Origin of the sequence: Streptomyces vilmorinianum (assembly GCF_005517195.1) — a bacterium.
GTDB classification, from domain to species: domain Bacteria; phylum Actinomycetota; class Actinomycetes; order Streptomycetales; family Streptomycetaceae; genus Streptomyces; species Streptomyces vilmorinianum.
Genome location: NZ_CP040244.1, coordinates 4,755,754 through 4,774,404, shown reverse-complemented (window position 1 = coordinate 4,774,404; position 18,651 = coordinate 4,755,754). Strand labels below are relative to the sequence as shown.

The window sequence follows — 18,651 nt, the reverse complement described above, 5'->3', positions numbered from 1 at the left end:
CCCCCACGGACCCCCCCCACGGCCCCCCCACGGACCCCCCACGCCCCCTCACGGCTCCCACGGCGCAGGGCTACGGCTCACCCCACGTCGAGCGCGTTGCGCAGACCGAGCCGGTAGCGCAGCCGGTCGTGCCGCTTGAGCGCCTCCAGCTCGGGTGCGCGGAACAGCGGCTTCACCGTGCAGCGCGCGGCCGTCGAACCCGTACGGTCGAGCAGCGCGTTGACGGCCTGCCGGGCGGAGGCGTTGGCGCCCTCCATCGTGGCCAGATCGATGTCGACGGCCACGTAGTCGCCGGCCAGATAGAAGTTCGGGACCCTGGTCGCCGCCTGCGGGCGGTTGTGGAACGTGCCGACGGGGTGGATGAGGAGCTGGTCGTCGTTGGTCGGATTCGGGGTGCCGAGACCGTCCACGCCCGGGTCCAGGAACCAGGAGTGCAGGGAGCCGTCCTTCAGCACCGTACGGCCGGTGTCGTTGAACGCGGCCTTCAGCTGCGCCCACACCTCGCGCGCGACCTCCGTGCGCGTGCACTGCTTCGCGGTCTTGCCGTAGAGGATGCCCGGCCGGTCCCACTCCGAGATGTCCACCGAGAGGCAGTCGACGGCCGTCCCGTCGCCATAGTCGGCGGGGAAGTCCCGGGTCGGCCAGTGGTGGGCCTGCTGAATGCACGTCAGGGACCAGGGGGAGTCGATCAGGTTGGCGTGTCCGGCGAGAAGCGGGGCCCGCTCGGTCAGATAGAACTGGATGCCCGTCATCCAGTCCGTCTCCAGCTTGTCGCAGCGGGCCAGTTGGGGGTCCGCCGCCCGCAGCGCGGCGCCCCAGGTGCGCCGCGCGTGCTCCACCGGCATCGCCGAGACGTAGTGGTCGGCGCTCACCGAGCGGCGGACGCCCTCGGGGTCCTCGATCACGGCGGCGGAGATCCGCCCGGCGGCGGAGTCGTACGCCATCTCCCGTACGGTCCAGCCGATACGGAACTCCACGCCGAGACCGGTCAGATGGGCCACCCACGGGTCGATCCAGGCCTCGTTCGTCGGCAGGTCGAGGATCCGGTCGAGGGGCCCGTCCGCGCCGCGGCCGAGCGCGTTGAAGGCGAAGGCCTCCAGGAGCGTGGCGACCGTACGGGTGCTGGCCTCCTCGGCCTTGGTCGCCACGATGTTGCGGGTGAGCCCGACGGCGAGGATGCGCTGGTAGTCGTAGCTCATCCGCTCGGCCCGCAGGAAGTCCCACCAGGGCGTCGCCTCCCAGGTGTCGTCGCGCCGCTCGTCGCAGCTGGTGAGGAAGACCAGGAAGCGGTTGACGAAGTACGCCGACTCGGACAGCGGGATGGAGCGGACGGTGTCGAGGAGCGCGGTCAGGGCGCGGCGGATCTCGTCGAGGGTGAGTTCGGCGGGCCGATGGCCCGGCCAGGGCAGCGGGATGCGCAGGTCCTCGCGGCCGGTGCGCGCGAAGGACATCTCTGCCGGTGCGACGAGGTTGTCCCAGACTCCGTTGGCGTTCCCGGGGAAGGGGATGCGGCGCAGCGTGTCGGGGAGGTTGTGGTAGATGCCGGGGATGAAGCGGAAGCCGTGCTCCGCGGGGAGCGGCCGCCGGCCGCCGCGGCCGGTGCCGGGCACATCCATCGAGCGGGCTTTGCCGCCGAGCGCCCGGCGTTCGTAGACGGTGACGCGGAAGCCGCGCTCGGCCAGCTCGTGGGCGGCGGTGAGCCCGGCGACGCCTCCGCCGAGGACGGCGACCGAGGGCGGTGCCGCCGGCGTCGTCGTTCCGGCCGCGAGAGCAGGAGCCGGAGCGGCTCCGACGGCCGCCGCGCCGGTGACCGCGGCGGCGGTGGTCACGAAGGTGCGTCGCGAGGTGCCCGTACGGTTCATGCCCCAGCCCCTTTGCCTTACCGGCGGTAACGGTCACGTCCGGCGCAGGAGCATAGGGGTGTCCACCGGCTCCCGGAAGCACCGTGCGGGCCGCGCCGCACCCATGGCGTGATCCCGCCCCTCCGGTGCACCCTCCGAATACACGGGACAATGGCGTCATGTCCCGACGCGTCACCCGCAAGAACCCCACCCGTCCCGCTGCCACCACGGGCTCGCCCTGCCCCTGCGGCCTCCCCGCGCCGTACGGCGAGTGCTGCGCACGCTTCCACGCCGGGCCGGCCACGGCCCCGACCGCCGAACTGCTCATGCGCTCCCGCTACAGCGCCTTCGTCGTGCGCGACGAGGCGTATCTGCTGCGCACCTGGGCACCGGAGACACGCCCCGGCGAGGTCGACTTCGACCCGTCACTGCGCTGGGCGGGCCTGGAGATCCGGGACACCACCGACGGCACCGCCTTCCACCAGGCCGGCACCGTCACCTTCGTCGCCCGCTACACCCACGGTGGCGAGCAGGGCTCGCTCCACGAGCGCAGCCGCTTCCGCCGCCACGAGGGCGCCTGGGTGTACGTGGACGGCGACTTCCTCGACTAGCGCTCATCGGGTTCATCCAGCGCTCACCAGGCTCATCGCCTCACGCTCACGGGGCTCATCGCCTCACTCTCACCGTGCGGCGGCGCCGACCGTCTCGCGCGGGGCCCTCGGCATGCCCTGCGCGAGGTCCTCCGCGACGAGCTTCTTCGCGATGGCGTCCGTCGCCGCCCGCAGTTCGGGCCCGCTCGGCCGGCCGCGCTCCCGCTCGATCCGGTCGCCGAGCCAGTCGCCCCAGGCGCGGGTGATGACCTCGGCCTCCCGCTTCCCCGCCGCGGTGTGCGAGAGCAGATTGCCGTCCCGGGTCAGGAACCCCTCGTCGACCATGCGGTCGAAGACCGGCAGCAACACCTCCGGGGGCACCCGTCGGCCGGCCGAGATCAGGCCGAGGCTCGCGTGCCCGACCATCCGGGTGAAGAGCTCCACCTGCATCACCGCCCAGGCGCCCGCCGTGTCGAGCCGGGTGTCGGAGCCGGCGACGATCCGGCGCGCCGTGTCCGGATCCATCGAACGCAGGATCCCTCCGACGGAGAGTTCGAGCAGCTTGGCCGAGTCGCGCGTCATGGTGGGGGAGCCGAAGCCCTCGCCCATGTCGGGTGCCAGGGCGCGGGCCGTGTCCCGCAGCGGTACCTCCTTCAGGAAGAGCGCCACGACGAAGCCGATCGCGGCGACCGGCACCGTCCAGAGGAAGACCGTGTGCAGGGTGTCCGCGTACGCCTGGACGATCGGCGCCGCCACGTCGTCCGGCAGCCCGTGGACGCCGGACGGGCTCTGCGCGGCCCGCGCGAGGGCGGACGGATCCGGGGCCCCGGGAACGGTGGCCGCCTCGCCGACCCCCTGCGCCAGGTTGGGCTGGAGGGAGTTGGCGTAGATCGTGCCGAAGACGGCGGTGCCGAAGGAGCTGCCGAGCGTACGGAAGAAGGTGACGCCCGAGGTGGCGGTGCCGAGGTCGGCGTACTCCACGGTGTTCTGCACGGCGATGGTGAGCACCTGCATGCACAGACCGATGCCGACACCGAGCACGAACATGTACAGCGACTCCAGCCAGGCGCTGGTCTCCGTGCCCATCAGCGACAGCAGGAAGAGGCCGAAGCCCATCACCAGACAGCCCGCGAGGGGGAAGAACCGGTAGCGGCCCGTCTTGCTCACCACGTTGCCGCTGTAGATCGAGGCGATCAGCAGACCGATGACCATCGGCAGCGTGCGGATGCCGGAGACGGTCGCCGAGTCCCCGTCGACGTACTGGAGGTAGGACGGCAGGAAGATCATCGAGCCGAGCATGGCGAAGCCGACGACGAAGCTCAGCACGGAGCAGACGGTGAACACCGGATTGGCGAACAGCCGCATGGGCAGCATCGGTTCGGCGGCCCGGGTCTCCACCCAGCAGAACAGCGCGAGCGCGATCAGACCGCCGGCGAAGAGGCCGATGATGACGCCGGAGCCCCAGGCGTACTCGTTGCCGCCCCAACTGGTCGCCAGGATCAGGGCGCTGGAGCCGGCCGCGACGAGCGCGATGCCCGCGTAGTCGATGACCGGCTTGCTCGCGGAGCGTACGGAGGGGATCGTGCGGGCGGCGGCGATGACGACGAGGATCGCGATGGGGACGTTGACGTAGAACGCCCAGCGCCAGCTCAGATGGTCGGTGAAGAGCCCGCCGAGCAGCGGGCCGATGACGGTGGACACACCGAAGACCGCGCCGATCGCGCCCTGGTACTTGCCGCGGTCGCGCAGCGGGATCACATCGGCGATCAGCGCCATGGAGGTGACCATCAGACCGCCCGCGCCGATGCCCTGCAGACCCCGCCAGACGATCAGCAGGGTCATGTTGGTGGCGAGGCCGCAGAGGAACGAGCCGGTGATGAAGACGATCGCGGAGATCTGGAAGATCACCTTGCGCCCGAAGAGGTCGCCGAACTTGCCGACCAGGACGGTGGCGACCGTCTCGGCCAGCAGATACGCGGTGACCACCCAGGACATGTGGGCGGCGCCGCCGAGGTCCGAGACGATGGTCGGCAGCGCGGTGCCCACGATCGTCTGATCCAGCGCGGCGAGGAGCACGCCGAGCATGATCGTGCCGAAGACGATGTTGCGGCGGCGGCTGTCGAGCACGGGAGGCTCGGCGGCCGGGGGCGCGGGCGCGGCTTCGCTGGTGGTCGTCACCCTCGCAGCCTCACACCGGGCACCGCCGCCCGCATGCGGGGGACGTCCGAACCGGTGCGGTCGCGGGGCGGCGCCACGAACGGGCTAGGGACTGTTGCGGGTGTCGGTTATCGCGGGCGGACCGGGAGCAGCGGGTGGTGCTTGGCCAGGATCTTGTTGGCCCGGGCCAGCGCGGACAGGGCGTGCTCGCGGTCCGCGCGGTCCTCCGCGCAGAGGGGCCCCCGGAAACGGAGCACCTCGCGCGCCGCGCAGTCGGCGTCGACCTCCGCCTGCAGGACGTACAGCGGCAGGCAGGACCCGATCATCGCGGCCACACGGTCGGGGATCGGGACGGGTACGAGGGGTGAGGGCGAGGTGATCACGGGTCAGTCCTTGTGGGTCCGGAGTCGGGGCGGGGTGTCCCTCTCCATACGTACAGGATGGCCTTCCGGGTTCGTCGACGGGGATGTCTCCGGGAAGCAACGGCCCCGGAGGCGGTTCGGCGGGGTGTACGGGCCGGCCGCGGACCGCGTGTCGGCGGGGGCCGCCGGCGGTCCGGAGCGTTCTCGCAGGTGCGCGCCGCGTGGGGCGATCTTCATAAGGAAAGGACTCTTCGTATCGCTCGGGCGTTCGTCGAACGAGGAGGCGAAACTCCGTGCTCGACGGCAAACCCGTCCGCGCGTGGATGTGAAGCATCTCACCCGCCGAGGGCGCGGGTCGGTCAGTGGGGCCGGACCGGGGTGATCGTGTCCGGAGGGTTGAAATCCCCTTACGCCCGAGTAAGTTGACCTGGCGGTAAGTCCCGAGATCCCGGTCACTCCTCCCCGCCCGCACGCCGCGAACAGGAGCCCGCCATGGGTGTACGCAAGGATCTGAAGCAGGCCAGGAAGCGCAGCGATCTCCTCGGCCGGTTCCCGGTCGAGGTCGTGCGCGAGAACGGGGTCGTACGCGAGGCGCGGACGGCTCTGCCGGAAGGGCCGCCGCCGACCGGCACGCCCGCGGACATACCCTTCACCAACGCCGCCGAGGCGCCCGGCGCGGTCGTCATGCGCCGTCGGCAGTACGGGACCTGGCGGACCGTCACCGCGGCCGAGTTCGCCGGGGACGTCGCCGCCGTCGCGAAGGGCTTGATCGCCGCCGGGGTCGAGCCCGGCGCGCGGGTCGCGCTGATGGCGCGTACCCGTTACGAGTGGGCCGTGCTCGACTTCGCCGTCTGGGCGGCCGGCGGTCAGTCCGTCCCCGTCTACGCCACTTCCTCGGCCGAACAGATCTCGTGGATCCTGCGCGACTCCGGCGCCCGCCACGTCGTCACCGAGAGCGCCGGGCACACCGCCACGGTCGCCGAAGCCGCCGCCACGCTGCCGGATCCCACGCGCACCTGGGAGATCGACTCCGGCGGCCTGGCCGAACTCACCGCCCTCGGCTCCGAGATCACGGACGAGGAGGTCGTCAAGCGCCGCTGCGCGCTCACCCCGGACACCATCGCCACCCTCTGCTACACCTCCGGCACCACCGGCCGCCCCAAGGGCTGTGTCCTCACCCACGGCAATCTCCACGCCGAGGCCGCCACCACCGTCGAGCTGCTGCATCCCGTCTTCGAGGAGGTCACGGGCCAGTCGGCCTCGACTCTCCTCTTCCTGCCGCTCGCGCACATCCTCGGACGCACCATCCAGCTCGCCTGTCTCATGGCGCGGATCGAGCTCGGCCACTTCCCCAGCATCAAGCCCGACGAACTCCGCCCCGAACTGCGCCGGTTCAGGCCGACGTTCGTCGTCGGCGTGCCCTATCTCTTCGAGAAGATCCACGACACCGGCCGGGCCACCGCCGAGAAGCTCGGCCGCGGTGCGTCCTTCGACCGCGCCGACTCCGTCGCCGTACGCTACGGCGAGGCGGCCCTGGCCCACCTGCTCGACAAGGGCGCACGCCCCGGCCTCGCACTGACCGCCGCCTGGGCGCTGTACGACCTGCTCGTCTACCGGCGCATCCGCAAGGAGCTCGGCGGGAACCTGCGGTACGCCATCAGCGGCGGCTCCCCGCTCGACCGCCGTCTCAGCCTCTTCTTCTACGCCGCCGGGGTGCTCGTCTACGAGGGGTACGGGCTCACCGAGACGACCGCGGCGGCCACCGTCACCCCGCCGCTGCGCCCCCGGCCCGGCACCGTGGGCCGGCCCGTCCCCGGTACCGCCGTCCGGATCGCCGACGACGGCGAGGTGCTCATCAAGGGGCCCATCGTCTTCACCGCGTACTGGGACGACCCCGAGGCCACCGGGGAGGTGCTGCGGGACGGCTGGTTCGCCACCGGCGACCTCGGGGCCCTCGACGACGACGGCTATCTCGTCATCACCGGCCGCAAGAAGGACATCCTCGTCACCTCCGGAGGCAAGAACGTCTCCCCGGCCGTTCTCGAGGACCGGCTGCGCAGCCGCCCGCCCGTCGGGCAGTGTCTCGTCGTCGGCGACGACCGCCCCTGCGTCGCGGCCCTCGTCACGCTCGATCCCGAGGCGGTCCGGCACTGGCTCGCCGTCCGCAAGCGGCCCGCGGACACCCCCGCGGCCGCGCTCTGCGAGGACCCGGAGATGGTCGCCGAGATCCAGAAGGCCGTCGACCACGCCAACCGGGCCGTCTCGCGCGCCGAGTCGATCCGAACGTTCCGTATCGTGCCGGGGGAGTTCACCGAGGAGAACGGGCTGCTCACGCCGTCCCTCAAGGTCAAGCGGCACGCGGTCGTGGCGGCGTACGCGACCGAGATCGAGGCGCTGTACGCGTGAGGCCAGGCTCCGGCCCGCCGGTGAGCTGCCTACGCCAGCACCTCGGACAGGTCGTACGAGACCGGCTCCTCCAGCTGCGCGTACCCGCAGGACTCCGGCGCGCGGTCCGGGCGCCACCGCTTGAACTGGGCCGTGTGCCGGAAGCGGTCGCCCTCCATGTGGTCGTAGCCGACCTCGCAGACGCGCTCGGGCCGCAGCGCCACCCACGACAGATCCTTCTTGCCCGACCAGCGGCTCGGCGCACCCGGCAGCCGCGCCCCCGCGTGCGCGGCCTCCTCGGTCCACGCCGCCCAGGGGTGTCCGTCGGGCGGGTCCATCCGCAGCGGCTCCAGCTCCGTGACCAGCTCCTCCCGGCGCTTGGCGGTGAAGGCCGCGCAGACGCCGACGTGCTGGAGGGTGCCCTCGTCGTCGTACAGGCCGAGCAGCAGCGAGCCGACGACGGGCCCGCTCTTGTGGAAGCGGTATCCGGCCACCACCACATCGGCCGTCCGCTCGTGCTTGATCTTGTACATCAGCCGGACGTCCGGCCGGTACGGCAGATCCAGCGGCTTGGCGATCACGCCGTCCAGGCCCGCTCCCTCGTACTGCTCGAACCAGTGCGCCGCGAGCTCCGGGTCCGTCGTCGCCGGCGCCACATGGACCGGGGTGTCGACCCCGCGCAGGGCCTCCTCCAGGGCCGCCCGCCGGTCGGTCAGGGGGGTGTCGAGCAGCGACTCGTCGCCGAGGGCGAGCAGATCGAAGGCGATGAACCGGGCCGGGGTCTTCTCGGCCAGCATCCGCACCCGTGAGTCCGCCGGGTGGATGCGCTCGGTGAGCCGATCGAAGTCGAGCCGGCCGCCGTGCTCGATCACGATCTCCCCGTCGACCACGCACCGCTCGGGGAGCCGGGTCAGCAGCGCCTCGACCAGTTCGGGAAAGTACCGGGTCAGCGGCTTGCCCGTACGGCTGCCGATCACGAGATCCGGACCGTCGCGGTGCACGATGGCGCGGAAGCCGTCCCATTTGGCCTCGTACTGCATGCCCGGCGGAATCTTCTTCACGGCCTTGGCCAGCATCGGCTTCACGGGCGGCATCACCGGCAGATCCATGGATCGATTGTCCGGTATGCGAGGAATGTCGGCTAGCTCTACGCTGGCACGCATGGCGAGCAAGGCGGCAGCGGTGGAACTGGAAGTCGGGGAGCGGACCGTACGCGTCTCCAATCCGGACAAGGTGTACTTCCCCGAACCCGGCTACACCAAGCTCGACATGGTCCGCTACTACCTCGCCGTCGGTGACGGCATCACCCGCGCGCTGCGGGACCGGCCCACCACCCTGGAGCGCTACCCCGACGGAGTGACCGGCGAGTCCTTCTTCCAGAAGCGCGCCCCCAGATACCTCCCGGACTGGATCCCCACCGCGCACATCACCTTCCCCAGCGGGCGCTCCGCCGACGAGATGTGTCCGACCGAACCCGCGGCCGTCGTGTGGGCCGCCAACCTCGGCGCGGTCACCTTCCACCCGTGGCCCGTGCGGCGCGAGGACACCGACCACCCCGACGAGCTGCGCCTCGACCTCGACCCGCAGCCCGGCACCGACTACGCCGACGCCGTGCGCGCCGCCCACGAGCTGCGCGCCGTCCTCGACGAGGCGGGGCTGCGCGGCTGGCCCAAGACCTCGGGTGGGCGCGGCCTGCACCTCTTCGTGCCGATCCAGCCGCTGTGGACCTTCACCCAGGTCCGCCGCGCGGCCATCGCCGCCGGCCGCGAACTGGAGCGCCGGATGCCGGAGCGCGTGACGACCAAGTGGTGGAAGGAGGAGCGCGGCGCGAAGATCTTCGTCGACTACAACCAGACCGCCCGCGACCGCACGATCGCCTCCGCCTACTCCGTACGGCCCCGCCCGCACGCCCCCGTCTCCGCGCCGCTGCGCTGGGAGGAGGTCGACGACGCGACGCCGCGGGACTTCGACATCAGGACGATGCCGGTCCGGTACGCCGAGGTGGGCGATGTCCACGCCGACATGGACGACCAGCGGTTCAGTCTGGAGCAGCTGTTGGAGCTGGCCCGCCGCGACGAGGCGGAGCACGGCCTCGGAGATCTGCCGTATCCGCCGGAGTACCCGAAGATGCCGGGCGAGCCGAAGCGGGTCCAGCCGAGCCGCGCCAAGAAGGGCGACTGACGTCGCGCCGTGGCCGGCGGGGCGCCGCGCTCTTTGACTCTGAAACTGTACGAACGGTCGTGCTAGCATTTTGGTACTGCTCCGGCCGACCGAGGAGATCCGGCATGCCTTCCATGACTCCGCTCCTGCGCCCCGCCCTGAACGCCGCACTGAACACCTCCCTGAACGCCGCCTCCCTCGTCGCCCCGGGCACCGCCGGGCGCGCGGCCTTCGCCCTCTTCGTCCGGCCGCTGGGCCGGGCCCGGCTGAGACCGGACGAAGAGCCGCTGTTCACCGAGGCCCGGACGGGCCGGCTGTGGATCGACGGCAAGAGCGTCGTCACCTACGCCTGGGGTGACGGCGAGCGGCCCGTGCTCCTGGTGCACGGCTGGTCCTCGCGCGGATCGCGCCTCTCCGCCTTCGTCGCGGCGCTGCGCGAACGGGGTTACAGCCCCGTCACCTTCGACGCCCCCGGACACGGCGCGTCGGAGGGGCGCGCCACGAACATCCTCGAATACCGTCGCGTCATCCGGGCGTTGCACGCCGAGCACGGGGACTTCGAGGCCGTCGTCGCGCACTCCTTCGGCGTGCTCGCCGCCCTGTTCGCGCTGCGCGACGGAGTGCGGACACGGCGGTTCGTGGGCATCGGCGGGGTCGCCCGATTCGACCTGCTCGTCGAGGAGTTCCGGGCCGGCCTCGGGCTCCACGAGCGGGTGGTCCGCCGGATGCGCCGCCACATCGAGCAGACCCTCTTCCGCGGCGAACCGGACGTCTGGCGGCGACTGAACGCCACCTACGCGCCCGCCGAACTGGACGCCCCCGTCCTGCTGTTCCACGACGAGACGGACGACATGGTCCCGCTCGCCCACTCCCGCGCGGCGGCCGAGGCCCATGGCGACCGCGCCCGCCTGGTCGTCACCCGCGGCCTCGGCCACCGCCGTATCCTCGCGGACCCGGCCGTGGTGGCGGAGGCGGTCCGTTTCGCCACGGACCCTGTGCCGGCAGCAGCGGAGGAGACGGCGGGCGTGCGCGGCTGAGAAACCTGGCCCGGCGTCAGCCGGAAAGGCCTCCTGACGGCCCTCCCCGGGGGCGCCGGCGCGCGGGCGCAGGGGGTCGCGGGTGGGTGGGCCGACCGGTGCGTACGCTCCCCGCCGACGCCCGTGGGCGGCCGCAGGGACCCCTCGCGAAACCCCGTCTGAGCTGGGCTTTCACCGTGATCGGCACTACCGTCTCCCCATCGGGAAAGGGGTGCCGGATGGACCGGAACATACGCAGCGTCGACGATGTGATGAAGCTCCTCGACGGGCTCTTCGCACCGGAGGCCGACCGCTGGACCGCCGACGGGGCCGGCTGGTGGGACGGCTTCTACAGCGACCGCTCCAAGACGGTGCCGTTCTTCGTGGCGAAGCCGGACGAGAGCCTGGTCTCCTACCTCGACCGCGGCCTGATCGCACCGGGCCGTGCCCTCGATCTGGGCTGCGGCCCGGGGCGCAACGCCCTCCATCTGGCCTCCCTCGGCTTCGAGGTGGACGCCGTGGACCTCTCCGAGGAGGCGATCACCTGGGCGCGGCAGCGCGCCGAGGAGGCCGGCGCCGACATCCGGTTCCACCGCGGAGACGCCTTCGAGCTCGCCGGGGCCGCCCTCCGCGGCCCGTACGACCTCGTCCACGACTCGGGCTGCTTCCACCACCTGCCGCCCCACCGCCGCATCAGCTACCTCGCCCTGCTCGACCGGCAGCTCGCGCCGGGTGGCCATCTCGCCCTGACCTGCTTCGCGTCCGGCGAGGCGGGCATGGGATCCGAGCTGCCCGACGCGGACTTCTACCGCGAGTCGGGTCTGCAGGGCGGGCTCGCCTACACCCCGGAGTCCCTGCGCCGGATCTTCTCCGATCTGACGGAGGTCGAACTGCGGCGCATGCGGGACGAGCCGGACGACTCCCCGTCCTTCGGTGAACCCTTCCTGTGGACGGGCCTGTTCCGCCGGGGCGGCACGGAGGGCTGATTCAGGCCGCGTCGTCGATCTCGCCGCGGGCCTCGTCCGTCGCCTCCGCCCGGAGCCGGCGGGCGATGCCCCGGCTCGCCCTCCCGTACGCCGCGGTGTCGCCGTGGAGAACGGACTGCGCGTTGGCGGCCTCCATCAACGCGATGATCTCGAAGGCCAGTTGGGGTACGTCGACATCCTCGACCAGCCCGCCCGCCATCCGGGCCTCCGTCAACTCCTTCTCCACATACGTGACCCAGTCCTGGCGCGTCCGCGCGATCGCGTCGTGGACCGGGCCGCTGCGCGCGTCGAACTCCGCCGAGACCGCGTAGAAGAAACAGCCTCCCTCGAAGACCCGTTCGGAGGAGTACGCGAGCCAGTTCCGGCACAGCGCCCAGACCCGGCCGGGCCCGGGCGGCAGGCCGTCGAGCGGTGCGACGACGCGGTCGGCGAAGACGGCGACGGCCGCGCGGATCGTGGCGAGCTGGAGCTCCTCCTTGGAGCCGAAGAGCGCGAAGACCCCGCTCTTGCTGAGCTTCAGCTCGGTCGCGATCCGACCCAGGGACAGGCCTTCCAGACCCTCGACCGATGCGATGTCCATCGTCCGGCCCAGGATCAGGCGCCGGGTCTGGTTGCCCCGCTCGACGCGCCCGTCCGTCTTGGTCCCGCTGCCGCCGCTCATGCGCTCCATCGTACTGAACGCACGGTCGTGCGGACATTCCCGGGCAGCCGGTCCCTTCGGGCCTCAGGCGCCGAGGTCGAGGACGGCCCAGTCGGTGTACGGCTCCTCCTGGACGTGGATCCGGGGCCCGCGAGCCACGACGCGACGGCGGCCGATCCGCCGACCGTCCGGCCGGGTGAGCCGCCCGGTGACCAGGGGCCGGACCTCACCGTCGACGAGCTCGCACTCCACCAGCCGGTCGTGCTCGTCGCCGTACCCGCCGAAGAAGGCGACGCGCTCGCCGCGCACGGCGAGCGCCTTGGCGGCGCGGACCGGATTGGCCCACGCGACCACCTCCGGTCCGGACTTCCGCCCCGGCCGGATCTCGAGCAGCGCGAAGTGGTGATAGGCGCAGGCCCAGGCCTGGGTCCGGTGCACGTTCAGCGCGTAGCAGTCGGAGATCTCGCCGCCGGCCACGCCGTCGTACGTCCACAGGGCCTCGCCGTCGGTGCCCCAGCGCCGCAGCCCCGCCCAACTGAGCTCGTCGCCGCCGAAGACGCCCTCGTCGAAGTAGCCGGTCCACAGGGCCCCGGACTCGTCGGTGAGCAGATGCTCGACGGCGTCCCCGACACGGAAGGTCCACGACTCCCGCCCGAGCGCGTCGAAGACCTGCACCTGCCGCTCCGGAGCGCGGCTGCGCGCGTCCGCGACGACGAAGCCGCCGTCGGGCAGCGTGTCCAGCCGGGGGTGGTGCGCCGTCAGGGCGCTGAGCTCCGTGGTCGTGAACCGGCCGTCGTCGACCGTCACGACGGCGGCATCGTACGGGCGGTACGCGCGGTACGGGCCGTCCTTCGGCGCCTGGTCGGTGAGCAGCCACTGCGCGCGCCCGAAGGCGTCGACGGTGCTGGTCAGCACGTGATGGTCGCGGTACGCGCGCGGCAGGCGGGCGTACGGCGCGAGTGCGGTGGTCTTCTGCATGGTCGGGCTCTCCTCGTCGGGCGGTCTCCAGCGCGGCGGCACGGTGTGCCGGCGGCGCGCGGACCGAGGAGAGCGGAACGGGGCGCCTACGCGGCATGGCCCTTTCTGGTCGTCATGCGCACATCCTCGCCGAACCGCGCCCCGGCGCACAATCGTTCACCGCGCGAGGCCCGCCCCCCGGTCGCCCTCGGCGCGCCGCATTGATCGAACGTTGATGGACCGTTTACGGCCACCGGGCAACGTGTCCACCATGCAGACCGACACCTCCGTACTGACCGTCCCGGCCCCCGACATGTCCTGGCAGGAGAACGCCCTGTGCGCCCAGGCGGGCCCCGAGTTCTTCTTCCCGGCCCCCGGCTCCTCGACCCGCGAGGCGAAGCTGCTCTGCGGAGCGTGCGAGGGGCGGGTGGCCTGCCTCGAGTACGCGCTGGACAACGACGAGCGGTTCGGCGTGTGGGGCGGGCTCTCGGAGAAGGAGCGGGGGCGCTTGAAGCGCCGGCGGGGTTGAGCGGGCGAGCGGGCGTCGTCCGGCGATAACCGGGTGCCGACCCTCGTCCGCCCTCACTACGATCATCGATCCATGGAGCACGACCACATACGCGTCACGGACCAGGAACTCGCCGCCTTCGAGCGCACGATCGACAGGCTGCGGAGCCTGCCCCTCGGCGATCCCGCCCGGATGCGTGGCGAGGAGCTTGCCGCCACCTTCGCCCGCGAGAGCCGCAACAAGCGCCGCAAGGCGCTGCGTGCCGAACGGTCCGCCGCCGACGCCGCGCTGACCGCGCGCACGGCGACCGGGGCGCTCGACCGGCGCGAGGACGCGCCCCTCGTGGTCGTGGCGAAGGAATCGCCGGGCGTGTTCCTGAAGACCCGGTACTGCTATGTGTGCAAGACCGCCTATCGGCAGGCCGACGCCTTCTACCACCGGCTCTGCCCGCCCTGCGCCGCCGACCACACCGCCCGCCGCGCCCTGAGCACCGACCTCACCGGCCGCCGTGCCCTGCTGACCGGAGGCAGGGTGAAGATCGGTTTCCAGCTGGCCCTGATGATGCTCCGCGACGGGGCCGAGCTGCTCGTCACCAGCCGCTTCCCGCACGACACCCTGCGCCGCTTCCGCGCCGCCGAGGGGAGCGAGCGGTGGATGGACCGGCTGACCGTCGTCGCGATCGATCTGCGCGACCCACGCCAGGTCCTCGGCCTCTGCGAGCGGCTGCGCGCGGACGGACGGCCGCTGGACATACTCGTCAACAACGCCGCCCAGACGATACGCCGGCCCCCGGAGGCGTACGCCCTGCTGGCGGCGGGGGAGCGGGAGGCGCTCCCCGAGGGGGTGATCCCCGCGCCGGGGTACGAGAGCGCCGACCGCGTCCCGGTACTCGCCGGTCTGCAGTCGGACAAGGAGCTGGACAGGCAGGTGGACAGGCAGGTGGACAGGCAGGTGGACGAGGCCGGGCTGCTGCCCGACGCCTCACCGAGCAACTCGTGGTCGGTACGGCTCGGCGACCTCGACGCCGCCGAGCTCCTGGAGGCCCAGCTCGTCAACGCCGTGGCGCCGACCCTGCTCTGCGACCGTCTGCTGCCGCTGCTCCTCGCGTCCCCGCGCCCGCGCCGCTACATCGTCAACGTGTCGGCCGTCGAGGGGCGGTTCGCCGTACGGAACAAGACGGGCGGCCATCCCCACACGAACATGGCGAAGGCCGCCCTCAACATGCTGACCCGCACCAGCGCCGGCGAACTCGCCGAGCAGGGCGTGCACATGTGCAGCGTCGACACGGGCTGGATCACGGACGAGAACCCCGCGCCGCGCAAAGCCAGGATCGCCGCGGCCGGAACCCGTACGCCGCTCGACGTCGTCGACGGGGCCGCCCGGATCTACGACCCGATCGTGCGCGGTGAGGCGGGGGAGCCCGTCTCGGGCGCCTTCCTCAAGGACTACCAGGAGGCCGCGTGGTAGCGGACGCGTGGTGGTAGCGGGTCAGCCCGCCGCGCGCGCCGCCATCCGCGCCTTGCGGGCGGCGAGCTTCTCGTCGAACTTGCTCGCCTCGCTGTCCAGGCCGTTCATGTAGAGCCCCAGCTCCTCCTGGGCCTTCAGACCCTCCGGGCCGAGGCCCTCGATCTGGAGCACCTTGAGGAAGCGCAGGACCGGCTGCAGGACGTCGTCGTGGTGGATGCGCATGTTGTAGATCTCGCCGATCGCCATCTGCGCGGCCGCCCGCTCGAAGCCCGGCATGCCGTGTCCGGGCATCCGGAAGTTCACGACGACGTCCCGCACGGCCTGCATCGTCAGGTCGGGGGCGATCTCGAAGGCCGCGCCCAGGAGGTTGCGGTAGAAGACCATGTGCAGGTTCTCGTCGGTGGCGATGCGGGCCAGCATCCGGTCGCAGACCGGGTCGCCGGACTGGTGGCCGGTGTTCCGGTGCGAGATGCGGGTGGCGAGCTCCTGGAAGGCGACGTACGCGACCGAGTGCAGCATCGAGTGGCGGTTGTCCGACTCGAAGCCCTCGCTCATGTGGGCCATCCGGAACTGCTCCAGCTTGTCCGGGTCGACCGCGCGCGAGGCCAGCAGGTAGTCGCGCATCACGATGCCGTGGCGGCCCTCCTCGGCGGTCCAGCGGTGCACCCAGGTGCCCCAGGCGCCGTCGCGGCCGAAGAGGCTGGCGATCTCGTGGTGGTAGCTGGGCAGGTTGTCCTCGGTGAGCAGGTTCACCACGAGGGCGATCTTGCCGATCTCGGTGACCTTGGACTGGGACGGCTCCCAGGCCTCGCCGTCCTCGAAGAAGCCGGGGAAGTTCCGCCCGTCGGACCACGGGACGTACTCGTGCGGCATCCAGTCCTTGGTGACCTTGAGGTGCCGGTTGAGCTCCTTCTCCACCACCTCTTCCAGCGCGTACAGCAGGCGCGCGTCGGTCCACCCTGTCGAGCTGCCGAGGTGGGGAGAGGTGAGTGTCACGGGGACTCCTGGGGACGGAGAGGGGGTACGGAATTACCTACGCATTCGTAGGTTACGAAACCGTAGGTTAAGCCCCCGTAAGGCCTTGGCCAAGCCCGTCTCGGCGATGTCCGGTTACGTTCGGTTATGTACGCAGCTGGTGAGCGCCCGTAGAGAGGCAGGTCACGCGGTCGGCCCGCCCGCGCCCCGCGATCACGGCTACTCAGAGCAGATGGTCGGCCTCCCCGGCCTTCACCGCGCAGATCAGGGCCCGCAGCGCCTCGACCGAGTCGCTCACATACGCGCCGGGGCGCCAGGGGCGAGCCGATGTACGCGCGCCCGGCGTCGCCGACGCCGAACCGGAAGCAGTTCACGCCCTCGCTCCAGGAGATGTTCTCCGGCGCGGCGACCTCGTGCGTGACGCGGCGACCGTAGCCGTGTGTGAGGATCCCCACGCGCACAGGAATTGCGAGCAACACGATGAAGGGCGCCCTGCGTTGCCTCCCGTCCGCCGTCGCGGCCGGCCCCGTACCTCCGGCCGCGGAGAACCTCAGCTACTCGATGCCGCTGCCCGGCGGCGCCTACTGCGCCGGACTGGCCCGCCAGGCCGTCCGGAGCCTCCTGACCCGGCAGGGCCTCGCCGGACTCTGCGACACCGCGGCGCTCGCGGCCTCCGAACTCGTCGCCGCCGCCTACTGGTTCACCCCCGACCGGGAGGTGATCCCGCGCGTCCGCCGGCAGTTCGACGCCCTGCGGATCGTCCTCTACGACCAGCACCCGGCCCACGCCTCGGCCGAGAAGGCCGAGGAATGCCGCGACCGCCGCAGCCGCAGCATGTGGCTGCCGGCGGCGGCGGTCGATACCCACGGCGGGGACTGGGGGCTCGCCCCGGTGCTCACGCCCGGGGGTGGCACGAAGTCCTGGGCGTTACTCCACCGCTAGCGACCTCGGCAGCCCCTCCCGTACCGCCTCCGCCGTCGTCGGCCGCAGCTCGCCGTCGAGCATCAGCCAGCGGGTGATCCCCAGCGACTCCAGGAACGGCACATCGTGGCTCGCCACGATCAGCGCCCCCTCGTACGCCTCCAGCGCCGCCGTCAGCTTCCGGACGGACGCCATGTCCAGGTTGTTCGTCGGCTCGTCCAGCATCAGCAGTTGCGGTGCCGGCTCGGCGAGCAGCAGCGCCGCGAGCGTCGCCCGGAACCGCTCCCCACCCGACAGCGTCCCGGCCGGCTGATCCGCCCGCCCGCCCCGGAACAGAAACCGGGCGAGCCGCGCCCTGATCGCGTTCCCCGTCGCCGTGGGAGCGAACCGGGCGACGTTCTCCACCAGACTCAGCTCCTCGTCCAGCACATCGAGACGCTGCGGCAGGAAACGCAGCGGAACCTGCGTCACGACCTCGCCGGACAACGGCTCCAGCTCCCCGGCGATCGTGCGCAGCAGCGTCGTCTTGCCGGCCCCGTTCCGCCCGACGAGCGCGATCCGCTCCGGTCCGCGCAGCTCGAACTCGCCGCTCACCCGGGCGCCGTAGCGCAGTTCCAGGTCGCGCAGCGCGAGCACCCCGCGACCCGGATGGACCGTGGTGCGCGGCAGCTCGATCCGGATCTCGTCGTCGTCCCGTACCGCCTCCACCGCCGCGTCGAGGCGCTCCCTCGCCTCGGCGAGCCGCTCGGAGTGCAGGGCGCGGAACTTGCCCGCCGACACCTGGGCCTCGCTCTTGCGCCCGTTGGCGACGATCTTCGGCACCACCTTGTTCTGGGCGCTCTTCTGCGCGTACCGCTTGCGTCGCGCCAACTTCAGCTGCGCTTCGGACAGTTCCCGCTTCTGGCGCTGCACGTCGGCCTCGGCGACCCGCACCATCCGCTCCGCCGCCTCCTGTTCGGCGGCCAGCGCCTCCTCGTACGCGGAGTAGGCACCGCCGTACCAGCCGACCTCGCCGTCCCGCAGATCGGCGATCTGGTCGACCCGTTCCAGGAGTTCACGGTCGTGACTGACCACGACCAGGACACCGGACCAGGCGTCCACCGCCGCGTACAGCCTGCGGCGGGCGTGCAGATCGAGGTTGTTGGTCGGCTCGTCGAGCAGCAGGATGTCCGGGCGCGCGAGCAGCAGCGCGGCGAGCCGCAGCAGGACGGACTCGCCGCCCGACACCTCGCCGATGGTCCGGTCGAGACCGATGTGTCCGAGACCGAGCTGATCCAGCGTGGCGCGGGCCCGCTCCTCCACGTCCCAGTCGTCGCCGACCGCCGCGAAGTGCTCCTCGGCGGGATCGCCCGCCTCGATCGCGTGCAGCGCGGCGCGGGTCGCCGCGATCCCGAGGGCCTCGTCGACCCGGAGCGCGGTGTCGAGGACCAGGCTCTGCGGGAGGTAGCCGACCTCGCCGGCCGTGCGGACGGTGCCTGCGGTGGGGGTCAGCTCACCGGCGATCAGCTTGAGGAGCGTGGACTTGCCGGAGCCGTTCAGGCCGATGAGGCCGGTCCTGCCGGGGCCGACCGCGAGCCGGAAGTCGTCGAGGACCTCGGTGCCGTCGGGCCAGGAGAACGAGAGGGACGTGCAGGTGATGAACGTGGGATGGGTCGCCATGGGGGCCTCCCGGTTGCAAGAGCGTGG

General features: G+C 71.9%; 16 protein-coding genes. 8 read left to right on the top strand and 8 right to left on the bottom strand.

Annotation, left to right across the window (positions count from 1 at the left end):
- Positions 1-77: 77 nt before the first annotated feature.
- A complete protein-coding gene (locus FDM97_RS22335) occupies positions 78-1,862 on the bottom strand; it encodes a hydroxysqualene dehydroxylase (RefSeq protein WP_137992284.1) in 1,785 nt (594 codons plus the stop codon).
- A gap of 158 nt (positions 1,863-2,020) precedes the next feature.
- On the opposite strand from FDM97_RS22335, the gene FDM97_RS22330 reads away from it, so the two are divergent.
- Positions 2,021-2,452, top strand: coding sequence for a YchJ family protein (locus tag FDM97_RS22330; RefSeq protein ID WP_137992283.1), 432 nt, complete (start codon positions 2,021-2,023; stop codon positions 2,450-2,452).
- Between the two features lie 69 nt (positions 2,453-2,521).
- Here FDM97_RS22330 and FDM97_RS22325 read toward each other — a convergent pair whose 3' ends face one another.
- Positions 2,522-4,609: an MDR family MFS transporter gene (locus FDM97_RS22325; RefSeq protein ID WP_137992282.1), complete on the bottom strand. Its 2,088-nt coding sequence runs from the start codon at positions 4,607-4,609 to the stop codon at positions 2,522-2,524.
- A 107-nt stretch (positions 4,610-4,716) separates the two neighbouring features.
- A complete protein-coding gene (locus tag FDM97_RS22320; protein WP_432816287.1) occupies positions 4,717-4,914 on the bottom strand; it encodes a hypothetical protein in 198 nt (65 codons plus the stop codon).
- A gap of 528 nt (positions 4,915-5,442) precedes the next feature.
- Here FDM97_RS22320 and FDM97_RS22315 point away from each other — a divergent pair.
- Complete coding sequence (locus FDM97_RS22315) at positions 5,443-7,356, top strand: AMP-dependent synthetase/ligase (protein WP_137992280.1); 1,914 nt, start codon at positions 5,443-5,445, stop codon at positions 7,354-7,356.
- A gap of 29 nt (positions 7,357-7,385) precedes the next feature.
- On the opposite strand, the gene FDM97_RS22310 is transcribed toward FDM97_RS22315, so the two are convergent.
- Positions 7,386-8,444: an ATP-dependent DNA ligase gene (locus tag FDM97_RS22310; protein WP_137992279.1), complete on the bottom strand. Its 1,059-nt coding sequence runs from the start codon at positions 8,442-8,444 to the stop codon at positions 7,386-7,388.
- A gap of 52 nt (positions 8,445-8,496) precedes the next feature.
- Between FDM97_RS22310 and ligD the strand changes: the two genes are divergently transcribed.
- The 3 genes from ligD (at position 8,497) to FDM97_RS22295 (ending at position 11,497) form a co-directional block, all read left to right on the top strand.
- On the top strand, positions 8,497-9,516 hold the full coding sequence (ligD, locus tag FDM97_RS22305) for a non-homologous end-joining DNA ligase (RefSeq protein ID WP_137992278.1): 1,020 nt from the start codon (positions 8,497-8,499) through the stop codon (positions 9,514-9,516).
- 104 nt (positions 9,517-9,620) lie between these two features.
- Positions 9,621-10,532, top strand: coding sequence for an alpha/beta hydrolase (locus tag FDM97_RS22300; RefSeq protein ID WP_254705719.1), 912 nt, complete (start codon positions 9,621-9,623; stop codon positions 10,530-10,532).
- A 218-nt stretch (positions 10,533-10,750) separates the two neighbouring features.
- Positions 10,751-11,497 (top strand): class I SAM-dependent methyltransferase, encoded by a 747-nt coding sequence (locus tag FDM97_RS22295; protein ID WP_137992277.1) that lies wholly within the window; start codon positions 10,751-10,753, stop codon positions 11,495-11,497.
- A gap of 1 nt (position 11,498) precedes the next feature.
- Here the strand turns inward: FDM97_RS22295 and FDM97_RS22290 are convergent, their stop codons facing one another.
- Positions 11,499-12,158: a TetR/AcrR family transcriptional regulator gene (locus FDM97_RS22290; protein ID WP_137992276.1), complete on the bottom strand. Its 660-nt coding sequence runs from the start codon at positions 12,156-12,158 to the stop codon at positions 11,499-11,501.
- Between the two features lie 63 nt (positions 12,159-12,221).
- On the bottom strand, positions 12,222-13,115 hold the full coding sequence (locus FDM97_RS22285) for a hypothetical protein (RefSeq protein ID WP_137992275.1): 894 nt from the start codon (positions 13,113-13,115) through the stop codon (positions 12,222-12,224).
- A 250-nt stretch (positions 13,116-13,365) separates the two neighbouring features.
- Here FDM97_RS22285 and FDM97_RS22280 point away from each other — a divergent pair, with 250 nt between their 5' ends.
- Both FDM97_RS22280 and FDM97_RS22275 read left to right on the top strand, forming a co-directional pair.
- The gene (locus FDM97_RS22280) at positions 13,366-13,623 is read left to right on the top strand and encodes a WhiB family transcriptional regulator (RefSeq protein WP_137992274.1); all 258 of its coding nucleotides are present in this window, start codon (positions 13,366-13,368) and stop codon (positions 13,621-13,623) included.
- 72 nt (positions 13,624-13,695) lie between these two features.
- Positions 13,696-15,069, top strand: coding sequence for an SDR family NAD(P)-dependent oxidoreductase (locus FDM97_RS22275; RefSeq protein WP_137992273.1), 1,374 nt, complete (start codon positions 13,696-13,698; stop codon positions 15,067-15,069).
- A gap of 21 nt (positions 15,070-15,090) precedes the next feature.
- Here the strand turns inward: FDM97_RS22275 and FDM97_RS22270 are convergent, their stop codons facing one another.
- On the bottom strand, positions 15,091-16,065 hold the full coding sequence (locus FDM97_RS22270) for an acyl-ACP desaturase (protein ID WP_137992272.1): 975 nt from the start codon (positions 16,063-16,065) through the stop codon (positions 15,091-15,093).
- A 459-nt stretch (positions 16,066-16,524) separates the two neighbouring features.
- Here FDM97_RS22270 and FDM97_RS22265 point away from each other — a divergent pair, with 459 nt between their 5' ends.
- Positions 16,525-16,986, top strand: a complete 462-nt coding sequence (locus FDM97_RS22265; RefSeq protein WP_137992271.1) for an ATP-binding protein — start codon at positions 16,525-16,527, stop codon at positions 16,984-16,986.
- Here the strand turns inward: FDM97_RS22265 and FDM97_RS22260 are convergent.
- Positions 16,972-18,624, bottom strand: a complete 1,653-nt coding sequence (locus FDM97_RS22260) for an ABC-F family ATP-binding cassette domain-containing protein (protein WP_137992270.1) — start codon at positions 18,622-18,624, stop codon at positions 16,972-16,974. The two genes, FDM97_RS22265 and FDM97_RS22260, sit on opposite strands and share 15 nt — an antisense overlap.
- Between the last annotated feature and the right edge of the window lie 27 nt (positions 18,625-18,651).

Excerpts from the sequence above, each read along its gene's own strand:
- FDM97_RS22290 (WP_137992276.1), bottom strand. The coding sequence starts at position 12,158 with ATGAGCGGCGGCAGCGGGACCAAGACGGACGGGCGCGTCGAGCGGGGC.
- FDM97_RS22330 (WP_137992283.1), top strand. The coding sequence starts at position 2,021 with ATGTCCCGACGCGTCACCCGCAAGAACCCCACCCGTCCCGCTGCCACC.
- FDM97_RS22285 (WP_137992275.1), bottom strand. The coding sequence starts at position 13,115 with ATGCAGAAGACCACCGCACTCGCGCCGTACGCCCGCCTGCCGCGCGCG.
- FDM97_RS22265 (WP_137992271.1), top strand. The coding sequence starts at position 16,525 with ATGAAGGGCGCCCTGCGTTGCCTCCCGTCCGCCGTCGCGGCCGGCCCC.
- FDM97_RS22295 (WP_137992277.1), top strand. The coding sequence starts at position 10,751 with ATGGACCGGAACATACGCAGCGTCGACGATGTGATGAAGCTCCTCGAC.
- FDM97_RS22280 (WP_137992274.1), top strand. The coding sequence starts at position 13,366 with ATGCAGACCGACACCTCCGTACTGACCGTCCCGGCCCCCGACATGTCC.
- FDM97_RS22300 (WP_254705719.1), top strand. The coding sequence starts at position 9,621 with ATGCCTTCCATGACTCCGCTCCTGCGCCCCGCCCTGAACGCCGCACTG.
- FDM97_RS22320 (WP_432816287.1), bottom strand. The coding sequence starts at position 4,914 with ATGATCGGGTCCTGCCTGCCGCTGTACGTCCTGCAGGCGGAGGTCGAC.
- FDM97_RS22275 (WP_137992273.1), top strand. The coding sequence starts at position 13,696 with ATGGAGCACGACCACATACGCGTCACGGACCAGGAACTCGCCGCCTTC.
- FDM97_RS22260 (WP_137992270.1), bottom strand. The coding sequence starts at position 18,624 with ATGGCGACCCATCCCACGTTCATCACCTGCACGTCCCTCTCGTTCTCC.
- FDM97_RS22310 (WP_137992279.1), bottom strand. The coding sequence starts at position 8,444 with ATGGATCTGCCGGTGATGCCGCCCGTGAAGCCGATGCTGGCCAAGGCC.
- ligD (WP_137992278.1), top strand. The coding sequence starts at position 8,497 with ATGGCGAGCAAGGCGGCAGCGGTGGAACTGGAAGTCGGGGAGCGGACC.
- FDM97_RS22335 (WP_137992284.1), bottom strand. The coding sequence starts at position 1,862 with ATGAACCGTACGGGCACCTCGCGACGCACCTTCGTGACCACCGCCGCC.
- FDM97_RS22315 (WP_137992280.1), top strand. The coding sequence starts at position 5,443 with ATGGGTGTACGCAAGGATCTGAAGCAGGCCAGGAAGCGCAGCGATCTC.